At 50.9% G+C, this 13,017-nt stretch carries 9 protein-coding genes; all 9 read right to left on the reverse strand.

The features are described 5' to 3' along the window. Positions 1–16: 16 nt before the first annotated feature. The 9 genes from NYE69_RS20725 to NYE69_RS20765 all read right to left on the reverse strand — a co-directional run bounded on the left by NYE69_RS20725 (position 17) and on the right by NYE69_RS20765 (position 12,945). Positions 17–1,663, reverse strand: a complete 1,647-nt coding sequence (locus NYE69_RS20725; RefSeq protein WP_340930466.1) for a response regulator transcription factor — start codon at positions 1,661–1,663, stop codon at positions 17–19. Continuing rightward, on the reverse strand, positions 1,650–3,419 hold the full coding sequence (locus tag NYE69_RS20730) for a sensor histidine kinase (RefSeq protein ID WP_340927702.1): 1,770 nt from the start codon (positions 3,417–3,419) through the stop codon (positions 1,650–1,652). Before NYE69_RS20730 ends, NYE69_RS20725 begins: the two co-directional genes overlap by 14 nt. 93 nt (positions 3,420–3,512) lie before the next feature. Further along, the gene (locus NYE69_RS20735) at positions 3,513–4,433 is read right to left on the reverse strand and encodes a carbohydrate ABC transporter permease (protein ID WP_445744784.1); all 921 of its coding nucleotides are present in this window, start codon (positions 4,431–4,433) and stop codon (positions 3,513–3,515) included. A 13-nt stretch (positions 4,434–4,446) separates the two neighbouring features. Continuing rightward, on the reverse strand, positions 4,447–5,346 hold the full coding sequence (locus tag NYE69_RS20740) for an ABC transporter permease (RefSeq protein WP_115311178.1): 900 nt from the start codon (positions 5,344–5,346) through the stop codon (positions 4,447–4,449). Positions 5,347–5,417: 71 nt separating this feature from the next. After that, positions 5,418–7,139 (reverse strand): extracellular solute-binding protein, encoded by a 1,722-nt coding sequence (locus NYE69_RS20745; RefSeq protein WP_340927703.1) that lies wholly within the window; start codon positions 7,137–7,139, stop codon positions 5,418–5,420. 243 nt (positions 7,140–7,382) lie between these two features. After that, a complete protein-coding gene (locus tag NYE69_RS20750; protein WP_340927704.1) occupies positions 7,383–8,726 on the reverse strand; it encodes a glucuronoxylanase in 1,344 nt (447 codons plus the stop codon). A gap of 542 nt (positions 8,727–9,268) precedes the next feature. Next, complete coding sequence (locus tag NYE69_RS20755; RefSeq protein WP_270619484.1) at positions 9,269–10,216, reverse strand: carbohydrate ABC transporter permease; 948 nt, start codon at positions 10,214–10,216, stop codon at positions 9,269–9,271. Positions 10,217–10,233: 17 nt separating this feature from the next. Next, positions 10,234–11,208, reverse strand: coding sequence for an ABC transporter permease (locus NYE69_RS20760; RefSeq protein ID WP_340927705.1), 975 nt, complete (start codon positions 11,206–11,208; stop codon positions 10,234–10,236). Positions 11,209–11,244: 36 nt separating this feature from the next. Then, positions 11,245–12,945, reverse strand: a complete 1,701-nt coding sequence (locus NYE69_RS20765; protein WP_270619482.1) for an ABC transporter substrate-binding protein — start codon at positions 12,943–12,945, stop codon at positions 11,245–11,247. Positions 12,946–13,017: the final 72 nt, after the last annotated feature.

Consider the following 13,017-nt stretch of genomic DNA (forward strand, 5'->3'; position numbering starts at 1 on the left):
TTAGAAAGCGTCAAAATTACAAAAAGGACCCGTCGCCGCTTTGCGTGCCGGTGCGATATTCCTGCGGCGTTAAGCCGGTCCATTTCTTAAAAAACCGGGTAAAGGATTGCGGCATTTCGTATCCGATCAACCAACCGACCTCGGCCACCTTCAACTCGTCCTTCCTCAGCAGTTCCTTCGCTTTGCGGATTCGGAGCTCATCGATATATTCCGATAGATTGACACCCCGTTCCTGCTTGAACAGCCTGGACAAATAGGAGGGATTGAAATGGAATTCATCCGCCAGTCTCACAAGGGACAAATCTTCGCTGATGTTATGTTCAATGTACAAACACATTTTATCGATTGCGCCGGCCGCCCTCTTCTGCTCTCCGCTTTGCCGGAGCGAAAACAGAACCTCGGCCGCGCCTTTCAAAAACTCCAAGGCTTCTCTCCAGGAATGATAGTCCTCCAGCCGCATCAGGCCAAACGAACCGATCTCGCGAACTTCCCAGCGATTGATGTAAGACAGCAGCACAAGCGCAATGGTGTAACAAAGCTCCGTCAGATTGGGGTCACCCCTCCCGTGTTCGTAAGCTGCCGGCTCGGCCAATTCGTCGAACAGCCTCATGAATTCCTTTCTTCTTCCGGCTTCCAAATGCGCGGCCAACGCTTCGGATTTATCGCGCAATGACCGGCTGCGGATCGAGGCGGACGCCGGGGCGTCCTCATCGGGAAACACCTTTTGGACCATTCGCGTTCCGTCCCCGGTCCGATCATGCTGGTGCCGCCTCATTTTGTCGTAAACGGCGGGAAGTCCTTCCCAGGCGAACGCTTCACCGCTCAGCGTAACGGCAACCGTCGTATCGAGCGACTCCAGGCAGGCTTGCTGAATCAGCTCAAATGTCCCTTCCAAATACATAACCGTCTGTTCGAAAGCGTCCGTTCTTTCCCCATCGATAAGCCGCTTGGGCTGAAAAAGCCAAATCAGATCGCCGTATCGATCAATGACGCCGATGCTGTTCGTCCGCTCCGCCCAAAACGCCTCCGCCAGAAACTTAACCGCAAGTGCCGTCTCCTGCCGATCGGCATACGATGGGGACGCCCCCGCCGTTCCGGCATGCGTTAAATTGCCAAGCGCGATCAGCACCGGCAGAGACGCGTCCAGCGGTATCTGCAGCCGCTGGAAATCTTCCGCCAGTACCCGTTCGAAGAGGACGTCGTGGAATAGCAGATTTCGAAAATAGTCCCCATGCGCAAGCGTCTCAAGCGTATGCAGCTGCTCTTTCGACCGCCGGATCAGATCGTTCGCACGCAAGGTATCCGCCAATTCCTGAAGCGCTCGCTCAACGGCTGCGATCAATTTCGGATAACCTTCGTTCTTCAGCACATATTGCACGTCCGGCGCTTGAATCGCCTGATAGACATAGTTGAAGTCGCTATGCCCCGTCAGAAAAACAATTTTGCACTGCGGCCAGTTGAGACGTATGGCTTCCATCAGTTCCAGGCCGTCCATACCGGGCATGCAGATATCGGACAAGACGATATCGACTCTGGTCCGGTTTAACAAGTCCAGCGCTTCTTGGCCGGAATACGCCTTGTACAGATCGAGGTCGAGGTTCAGCTTTCCGAAAATATCCGCCAAGCCATCCGTAATGATCTCTTCGTCGTCAACGATCAGCATTCTGTACACCTGACCGGTCACCTCCATCGGCAAGAAGGATCGTTACCCTAAGCCCTCCAAGCTCGCTCCGTTCCGTTTGCAATCCGCTATCCTCCCCGAATGTGATGCGAATTCGGCGATGAATGTTGACCATCCCCGTGATCTCGGCCTGGTCCTGCACATCATGCAATGCTTTCCGTATCTGCTCCAACGCTTCATCCGTCAAGCGGTCTCCGTTATCCTCCACGATAATTCGGACCTGGCTGCTCACCTTCTCGAAACGGACGGCGATCAAGCCGTCCTTGACTTTTTTTTCAAGGCTGTGCTTGAATGCGTTTTCAATGATTGGTTGAACGATCAACCGGGGTACGGGAATCGACCGCAGCTCATCGGGTAGCGTATCGAAACGGACCTGAATCCTTCTGGAAAACCGCAACTCCTGTATTTCCGCATACATTCTCGCATGATGAATTTCCTGTTCCAAAGCAACCAGGTCGGAAGCATTTCTCGTCACAAACTCGAAATACTCCCCGAGCAGCGTCGTAAACTGTTCGATCCGTTCCGTGTCCCCCGTCTTGGCCATCGTATTCAGGATAAAAAAACTGTTATATAAAAAGTGCGGGTTGATTTGCGATTGCAGCTGCTTCAGCTCCGCTCGCTGAGCCATGATTTTTTGCTTATAGACTTGATCGATCAAGGAACGCAAATTTTCCACCATCTGGTTAAACCGGCCGTACAAGTACCGAAACTCGTCTTTGGATTCATGGGCGATATAGATGCCCAGATCCCCTTGCTCCATCCTCCTGAAGCTTTTAACGAGCGTCAGCATAGGCTTGTGAATGAACTTATAGGTAGACAACGCAAAAGCGGCAAAAATCCCCAATGCACAGGCGGCAAATACCCATGCCCATTTGTAAAATTTGCTCAATGGCTTCCGCACGACCTGATCGGGAATGAAACGGTAGATCGATAATCCCAGGTCCGCAGAGTGCGCCTGGACGGCGTAATACCGGTTCCCCGCAATAAGCAGCTTGGCCGTTTTGCCTGCTGCGTCCGGCCGGATTTCCCGGACATAAAAGGGGGCGCCGGCTTTCGACAATTCCCCCGTTCCGCTCGCCAAAGCCACCTTGGCGCTGTCCGACAGCAGCAGCGTGCCGCTGCCGGGATAGGTGTTGAATTGGGCAAGCGCCTCCTGAAGCTTTAGCGTATCCAGCTCGATCTCGACCGTAAACAACGGCTCCGCCCCCTTGGTTCCCCGCTGTTTCATCGCGCCGAGGAACAGTCCGCCATTCCATTCGATGACCTGGGAAGCGCTGCCAAATACAGAGCGGATTTCACGGTAGCGCTCGGCTTCGAACCCGCGCACTCCGCCCAGGGCCGACATCGTTCGTTCGATCGTCGCGATATGAACGCTCACGTCCTTGATATACATGCTGCTGTTTTGGACGGTGTACAGCCGTTTCATCAGCGAATTCATATTCTCCGTACGGTCGATCGTCGCCATCGTTTCCCAGGCGAGGGCGAGTTCGTTCAGGTTATCGTCCTCCAGCAGACTGAACTGCAATAGCTTGATACGCTCGATCTCATTTTCCAGGTCGGTCAAATAGAATCCAGTTTGCGCGGCAGCCGTCTTGGTTATGTCCGCGCTTGCGGTTTGCACGACCCAATGGTACAGATAAACCGCGGATAACAAAATAGGCAGCATGATCAGCAGAAAAGTGATGATCAACCGTAGAAATATCGTATTTCGCAGCGAAAAGTCCTGCCTTAAAAACAAAGCCGATGCCTCCAGCCATTTTTTCTCAATTATAGCCCGAAACCGAAGCGACAACCAGACATTCGAAGCAGCCCTATGCAATTAATCGCACATTCATCCTTTGACGCTGCCCAAAACGATACCTTTTACGAAATATTTCTGCAAGAATGGATACGCCAAAATAATCGGGAGTGAACCGAGGAAAATCTGCGACGATTTCAACGTCCGATCGGAAATAAGCGCCAGGTTGAGCATATCGTCTCTCGACATATTCGACAGGTTTTGCTGGATGACGATGGTTTGAATGTAGCTTTGCAGCGGATAATTGGACGGGTTGCCCATCAGCAGCAGACCATCGAACCAGCTGTTCCAATGCTCGACCATGGAAAACAAGGCCAGTGTGGCAAGCGCGGGCTTGGAGATCGGCACGAAGATCGCCCACATCGTCCTCCAGTGGCTCGCTCCGTCAATGAGCGCCGCTTCTTCCAGCTCCTTCGGAATCTCCCGGAAAAAGTTAAGCAGCAGCACGACGCTGAATACGGGAACCGCGCCTGGCAGAATAAGCGCCCAGATCGAATCGAGCAGCCCGTATTCTTTAATCGTCGAATACCAGGGAATCAGTCCCCCGTTGAACAGCATCGTAATAAAAAAGAGCCACGCATACAGGCTGCGAAACCGAAAAGCATGCGACTCTTTGGCCAGCGGATAAGCGACCAAGATGGTCAACAGCAGGTTAAGCGGAGTTCCCAAGCCAATCCGCGTCAGCGACACGAGCATCGCTTGCCAGAATTCGTTGCGGCTCGCCGTATACATGTAAGAGGCGAATGTGAAATCGACGGGCCACAACCTCACGTACCCCGCCGAGGCCGCCGCGCTCGAACTGAAAGAAACCGCTATGATATGAATCAAGGGCAAGACGCAAATGAGTGAAATCAAGATAAGAATAACGGCATTGACCAGGGGAAACCATTCAAAACGTTTTCCCTGCCGGATGCGGGCATACCCTGCCGGTTTTGGCGCCAACCTTTGCTCCAAAGTTCTCCCTCCTCTAAAAAATCCGATATTTCGCAACCCGGTAGGCAAAGAAATAGGAGCCGGAAATCAGCGTGAACGATACGACCGATTTGAATAAACCGACCGCCGTCGCTACCCCGTACTGCGCGTCAAGCAAGCCGATCCGGTACACGAACGTATCCAAAATATCGCCGCTCTCGTAAACTTGCGGACTGTATAAATTAAACACTTGATCAAACCCGGCGTTCAGCAGCTGCCCCAGGCTTAATACCGACAGCAGCACGATCACCATGCGCATTCCCGGAATCGTGATATGCCACATTTTGTGCCAGCGATTGGCGCCGTCCATGGTCGCCGCTTCGTACAGTCCCGGATCAATGCCCGTGATTGCCGCCAAATATACGATTGTCCCGTAGCCGAAGTTTTTCCAAATGTCCGAAGCGATCAGCGTGAAGGGAAACCAGTCGTTGTCGCCGAGGAAAAAGATCTTCGAAATCCCAAATAATCCGAGGAATTCATTAACGATTCCTCCGGAAGGGGAAAGAATATCGATCAGGATGCCGCCCAGTACGACCCAGGATAAAAAATAGGGTAAATAAATCGCGGTTTGCACGGACCGTTTGATCAGATTATTTTTCAATTCGTTTAAGAGAATCGCAAAAATGATCGGAACCACGAGCCCTAAGATAAGCTTAAAGCCGGAAATAAACAGGGTGTTCCACAAAACCTGGGTGAAATTCGGCAAGTTCATGACATACTCGAAATTGTCCCAGCCGACCCACTTCTGCTCGCCGAACAAGCCTTTGGCGGGAATAAACTTTTGAAACGCAATCATCACGCCGGCCATCGGGATATACGAAAATAACACGATCAACATTAGTCCCGGCAGTATCATTAAATGAAGCGGCAATTCTCTTCGCCATTTCGCTCTCATTTTCATCCTCCACATCGGTGGGCAAGAGTAGGGCTGAGGGAGAGCAAAAGCCCCCCTCCGGCCCGGAATCGTTACTTCGTAGTTTCATACCATTCGTTGACTTCCTGGGTAATTTGGTCCCCGCCAAGCTTCTTCCAATCGGCCACGAACTGGTCGAATTTATCGATGGGATCCCCTAATATGATCTTGACGAACACCTCGTTTTGCAGCTTTTCGAGCGTCGCTTTGCGCTCCACCATGGTCGGAGTCGGGGCGCCGACAAATTTTTCCCGCAGAAACTGATTGTTTTTGTCGTATTGATCGGCGATTCCCATGGAGCCTTCTTCTCCATAAATCCGTTCCCAGCCCCATAACGCGAACCCTTCCGACGATCCCGACGCGTAGGCTTCCAGTTTTTCTTGAATCGTCTTGGCCTCCCCGGTCAGTGTGGAGAAATCACCGGCTTTGCGCGCGGCATCAATCGCCCGGAAGGCGTCTACGTTTTTCTTAACCGGATACGGCGTAACGGGCGAGAGCTGCCATACGCTTTCGGCCTCCGGCGGCGCAAAATACTTATCGAACTCCGCGGTCTCGCCCCAGTTTTTCTCCAGATGCAAATTGAACATTTTGATCACCGCTTCAGGATGAGCGGCGCCCTTCTTAACGGCGAAGAAACGGGTAGTGCTGAATTTAAGCGGCACCTTCGGGGTCTCGCCCGACTCCGATACGATCGGGAAAGCCTGCCATTGCGCGTTCGGATCATTATCGCGGTTAAGCTGAAGCGGCCATATAGAATTCCATTGCTCGCCGTACTCCATCCCGATCTTTCCGGCGGAGATCTGTTCGGACACCTTGCCCCCGTCTTTGACCCCGAATTCCTGGTCGATCTGGCCGTTTTTGGCCATATCCTGCAGCACCTGAAGCGCCTTTTTCACTTCCGGCTGAGTGCTGCCAAACACGAGTTTGCCCGAGGCGTCTTCCACCCAAATGTTAGGGTAGGCAGCGTATCCGGCCATAAAACCTTCAAGTCCCATCGCCCCGCCCCACAAATCTTTCGTCACGCCAAGACCGAAGGTATCCTGCTTGCCATTCCCGTCCGGATCGTTCTCCGTAAACGCTTTCGAAATCGCCAGCACGTCGGCCATCGTTTTCGGCGGCTTCAAGCCTAATTTATCCAGCCAATCGGTACGAATCCAAATGTACATCGCCCGTTCCATGGAAGATTCCAGCTGGGGAACCGCCATCAACTTTCCGTCGAACGTAGCGGCATCAAACACACTTGTTCCTTCTTCTGAGAGCACTTTTTTCGTAAAAGGAGACGCGTACTTTTCGTATAACTCCGTCATGTCCTCGATTTGGTCGGAATCGGCCAATTGCTTGAGCTGCGTGGCATTCACCGGGATGACGTCCGGCAGGTCGCCGGAAGCCAAAGTAACGTTGATTTTCTGCAGATATTGATCGGAAGTCGGGCTGCCCTTGACGACCCAGTCGTATTTGATCTTGATGCCAAGCTCGTCCTCGTACAATTGGGTCCAGCGATTGTTGTCGATCGTTTCGCCCTTCAGCACGCCAAGCACATTGTTCTCCACAACATCGCTCAAATCTCTGACGAATGATACTTTGATCGCCGGATCGTATTTGCCGAGCGGGCCGTCATCCGCGGCGGAGGTCTGGTTCTGATTGTCCTTCGAAGCTCCGCCCGGATCCCCGTTTGCCCCGTCCCCGCCCCCGCCCGAGCATGCGGTAAGCATAAGCGAAGCCAGCACTAATACGGAGAGACCTTTTAACCACGCTGAGCTATTTTTGGTCCTCATTTTCATTTGCATCCCCCAGTTCAATTGTATTCGCCTTCCATTTGGTTACGCTTTCATTATGCATGGGTGTATATTTCGCGGCAACGTTCATCTTTTTACTTTACTTCTCCTTCATTTACCGAAACCCATCGAGCTACCGTACATGATTATCTTCCTTGCAGAATTTAAAAAAGGGCAGCCCCTTAGGTCAATGTTTCACGACCTTTTGGGACAACCTCTTAATCTGCCTCTTTTTCAAGAGGTTTAACGTAGATTATCTACGACAGCGTCAGGCAATGTTGTGTCTGTCTCAGCTTCATTGGCTGCGCTTCTGCCTGAAGCTGTGCCAAGATCAGCTACGAAGGTGGTCACGCTTTGGGCCGGGAGATGAGCCCAGAAATTTTCGCCCGTCACCGTAAGCTCCGTTCCGGGTTGAAGATTGCTGCTGCTGTTCGTGATCCATCGGGATACTTTCGAAACCGATCCATTCCGCAGGACAAAGTTCTGATTAACCCCGGAGCCGCTTCTGTTGATGGCAACGATAACGATTTTGTTGTTACCTTTATAGGCAGATACGTAAACGTTCGTTTCAGGATTTTTCGTGGCATCCACCCTCACATAGCCGGGACGGACGAATTTGGAGAAATGAGCCATATTGTAACCGCGTTTGCTGATTGTGCCGTCCTCCTTCATCGGACCGTATGATCTGCGGATATACCACCATACGTAAGCCTGAAAATCTCCCTCTACCATCGCATTGTGGATATGATAGGACACATCCAAGGCTTCGGGCCAGCGATCCGCCGAGTTGTTGTCGCTGTTCGGGTAATATACTTCCGTCATCCAGAGTTCTTTTCCCGCTCCTTTTTGTTTGAATAGCGGATAAGCGAAATTGCTGATCTGGGTACCGTATAGATGTGCACCAAGAATATCCATATTGGCAAGCGCCTGCGAATCGTTCAAAATTGGGTCCGACATATTTTTCAGATACTGGAACGATTCCGGCGCGATCACTCTGGCATTAATGGAACCGGCGTTTTCTTTCATGAAGCGAAGCATTTCCTGGGGAGTCCACCACGTCCAGTCATGCGCATAATCGGGTTCGTTTTGGACGGAAATCGCATACAGATTCACGCCATTATTCCTCATATAAGTCACGAAATCGTTAAGGTGCTGGGCATACGCAGCGTACTTGTCGTAACGGAGCCGTTTTGCCGACGTATCACCGTTGCGGTTGAAGGTCTCTACCATGTCGGCGGGCGGGTTCCATGGCGACGCAAACACGATGGCTCCGAGGGCGATGGCTCGTTTTGCCGTTTCCAATTCCCGGTACCACTGATTGCGGTCATCATGCACATAGATTCTTAAGATCGAGAAACCTAACTGGTTATTTCCGTTTCCGAAAGCGATTTCTCTTTGTGCCGCCGTCAAATCTCCGATCCAAGCCGGGTGGTTGATGCCTCCGAAACCGCGAATCACTTGTTTTTCCGCCGATACATTCACGACGGCGTCGCTGGCTGCGGCAACATCGCCCGGTGCTACCATGAGGGTCAATGCTATTACAAGGGCCAAACCTGCACAAATCGCTTTCTTAAAACGTGAAATCATAAATCTGCTCCTCCCTATTTTTTTGGATCCAAATCTGGACGCACTCGATTGAATAAATATACGGCCTATCAACCTCCCTAAAAAAACATATAATAGTAATTTATTACATTTTTACAATTTCACTATAAATGGATTAGCGATAAAATTTAATAGAATTTTTTTTGATTTTATTGAACTTTCTTTTGAAATATCGTATGGGCGTTTATAGCGTGTAGGCAGGAGAGGCCTTGGGTTGGTCGGCAGATCAATACCCGTTGTCCGGACGCTTTGCACGATTATCCCGCTTGATCAGGGAAGCGTAGAAGGAGCTAAATTCAGGAGAAGTAGATATGTTTGTAAGAAGTAGTCATGTTCGAAATCAACATTAATCCCTTACCCTATTCCCCCCCTGCCCCACTGAACGAAAGGGATAATCGTGCAAAGCAGCATGCAGGAACACCAAAACACGAATGCTATAGTGTTATTTAAACTTTAAATAGCAGTTGGGAAAAATAGTACAGATCGTTTTTCCACACGGGCCAAGCGACTCTGCGGCGGCTTGATCACCCCTTAACCCCGCCAACCATCATGCCTTTGACGAAATATTTTTGCAAGAAAGGATACACCATGATAATGGGGACGGAGGCGACCATCGTCATCGTGGCGCGAACGGACAACGGTGTGACGGTGTTTTGCTGCGCCCCGCTGGCGCCCTGGATCATCCCGTCCAGGCTCGAAGTTCCCGAAGTCGTATTGGAATTCTGCAAAATTTTCTGCAGTTCATACTGCAGTGTGCTTAATTCAATGTGCGAAGAATTGTACAAAAACACGTCAAACCAGGAGTTCCACTGAAAGACGCCCGAGAACAAGGCCACCGTAGCCAAAACCGGCGTCGTTAACGGCAATACGATGCTGAAAAAAGTTCTGTAATCGCCCGCTCCGTCAATCCGTCCCGATTCCAGAATGCTCTCGGGGAGGTTCTCAATAAAGGAACGGATGATGATCAGGTTGAACACGCCGATTAATCCGGGCAGGATGTATACCCAGAAGTTGCCCACGAGTTGCAAATCCCTCATCAGCAAATAGTTGGGGATCAACCCGCCGTTAAAATACATGGTTAAAATAAAGGCGACCGTAATAAATTTGCGGAGCACGAAATCCTGCCTGCTGATCGAATAAGCCACCATGGCGGAGCAAAACACCGTAGCCACCGTACCGATGATCGTACGCAAGATCGAGACGAGCGTGGCGTGAAATATCGTGGCTTCCCTGAAAATATATTTGTAATTGTCCAGCGTCCAGATCCTCGGAAGCAAATAAATCCCGCCTTTGAGCGAATCTTGAGCGCTGTTTAGCGACACGGCCAGAACATTTATAAACGGATACAGCGTCACGGCCATCAACAGAACCATAAAGATATAATTGCAGATATCAAAAATACGATCACCGCCGGAAGATTTGATTCGCGGATTCTTAACCCTTCTCGCAGCGCTTGCGGATCTTTGATCCATTGGCTTTGCCTCCTTCTCTAGAAAAGCCTGGCTTCGCCCGCCCGTTTCGCGATATGGTTCGCGAAGAACAGCAAGATGAAGCTGACCACCGTCTTGAACATGCCGGCCGCGATGGATAGCGAGAAGTTGCTTTGGGCGATGCCGTATTTCAATACGAATATGTCAATGTTCTCGGAATAATCCACGTTCATGCCGTTACCCAGCAAATATTGGGGCTCGAATCCCGATTCCAGCAAATAGCCGATATTCATAATTAAAAGGACGACAACGACGGATTTAATGCCCGGCAATGTAATATAGATCATCCGTTTAAACCTGCTGGCGCCGTCGATTTCGGCGGCTTCGTATTGCGCCGGATCAATCGTCGTTATCGCGGCCAAATACACGATCGTGTTCCAGCCGATATCTTTCCAGACGGAGCCGGCTCCAAATATTCCCCAAAAGTATTCGGGAATTCCCAGAAATAATATTTCGTTCCCCTTATCAACCAATCCCGTCCAGATCAACAGCTGGTTGATGATTCCGTCGGGCGCGAGCGTCGTTTGGATGATGCTTGCGGCCACCACCCAAGAAATGAAATGGGGCAAATAACTGACCGTTTGCACCACTCGCTTAAATGCTACGTTTCGAAGTTCATTGAGCAGCAATGCCAGCGTAATCGCCGTCACAAAGCCGAGAATCAAGTTGATGGAACTCATGGCCAGCGTATTTCGCAATACGCGCAAAAACCGCTCGTCTCCAAACAAAAATTTGAAATGTTGAAATCCGACCCAAGTTTGATCCAAATACCCGCGCGCCGGTTTATAATCCTGGAAAGCAATCGTCCAGCCCCATAAAGGAACATATTTGAAAATGACCAGCCAAATGAAAAAAGGGATGGTCATCACGGCCAAGGCACGCTGCTGCACCAATTTTTTGCAAAACGGCCCAATCCCTTTCGGCTTTTTGCATGTCTCCGGCCCGGACGCGGCCAGCACCGAATCATTCCCCATACTATTCTCTCCTTCCCGGCCTTCCGGTAGAATCGGTTATTTACCGCCGGTAACGATTTTGACTTTCTCCTGCGCTTGCTCCGTCGTCCACTTTTCATAGCCGGCCGTGTCGAGCTTGCCGAATTCGTTCAAGTATTCGCTCCACACCGATTCGAACTTATCCGGCGTTGCAAGCACGAGTTTCGGGAAGTATTTCTTGGTCAATTCATCCTTGGCCGTTTCCCACAGCTGCTGCGGCGAATTTTGTTCCTTGGCGAATCCCCAGGCAGGATACCAAGGGCGGAACTTCGGGGTCGCGAACATTTGGCTGTAAGTTTGCACGCCGTATTTGTCCAAAATGTCCTTATCGGCCTGCGTCAAGCTCATTTGGAATACTTCGGGCTGGTAAGCCACGCTTTTGGCATTCCCGCTCGCGAGCGTGGAATTGGCGTTGTACATCGGCCAGTTCCAATTGTAATATTTAAAGCCGAACTTCTCGTTAAAAGCTTCGTCGATCATGTTGATCTGTTCCTGTGTCCGGTAAAAGCGGCCTTGTTCGTTAACTTCATAGGTTTCGCCTTCAATGCCCCAAGACAACAGGGTTTGGTTATCTTCCGTCAGCATATTGTCGAAATATTGGATGATTCTTGCCGGGTCCTTCGCGCTGACCGTAATGCCGATGCCGCGGTTCGTTGCCAATCCGCCTTCGGCGTCGACATACGCATCCGGCGTGTTCTCGTCAAAGGTAACGGGAAGCGGGAAGTAGTTGTAAGCGTCCTGGGCGGGGTCCTTGCGCGCCGCGTCCTTCAGGACGTTGAGCGCATTTCCCGCCTGCCAGCGGTAATCAAAAAAGCCCAGCACTTTATGGGAGGTTAATTTGGCGATATATTGATCGTAATTGTCCACGAAAGAAGCCTTGTCGAACAGACCTTCCGCATTTAACTCGTTCAGCGTCTTCAGCCATCTTTTCGTCGCCTCGGAAGCCGCGTATGTCTTGGCTTCAAAGGTTTCCGGATCGACGATGACTTCGCCGTCGTTCGGGTAACCCATGAGGTGCATCGGCGGATTGGATGTCGCAAAAAATCTCCAGTCATGCGTGAGGGTGATCATGCCCGTCAACTCTTCATCCTTATGCTTTTCGGCATAGTTTCTGATCAGTTCAATATATTGATCCAGCGTGTTGACTTTCGGATAACCGGCCTCGGCCAAGACGCGGCGCTGAATCCAAAATGCGGCTCCAGGCTCCGGGTCCGGAACGAAGTCGCCGACCTGCACGGCGATCGGAAGGAAATAAAGCTTGCCGTCTTCAGCTCTCAGCTGGTCAAAATATGGCCCGAATACCCGTTTGATATTCGGGCCGTGCTCCTCGATCAAATCGTCAAGCGGGATAAATACGCCTGCGTTCAATACGCTTTCCATCGCCGCATCCGGAATCAGCACTTCCGGATACTCGTTCGCGGCGATCATCGTACCGATTTTCGTATTCAGGTCGCCGACCAGAAACTCCAGTTTAAAATTGACTCCCGTTTGGTCTTCCAGTATTTTTCCAAGGGTGGTCTCGTTTGTATTCCGGTCCTTGGATCCGGCTACGCCATTAAAGATCGTAAAGGTGACCTTGTCCTGCTTGTTGCTTTCTTCCGGGTTGTTGCCTGTCTCGCCCACGGCTTTATGGTTGTTTTTGCCGCCGGAACAAGCGGAGACTACAGACAACAGCAACGCCGTGACCAGAAAGAGAACCCAAAATTTCTTTTTTGTCAAAACCGATCTGCCCCTTTCGTTTGTTGAGTGGTATTTACAGGAACAGTATAAAATCGTTTTCAATGTTGGGTT

The sequence above is a fragment of the Paenibacillus sp. FSL R5-0527 genome (assembly GCF_038008055.1).
Classification (GTDB): Bacteria; Bacillota; Bacilli; order Paenibacillales; family Paenibacillaceae; genus Fontibacillus; species Fontibacillus macerans.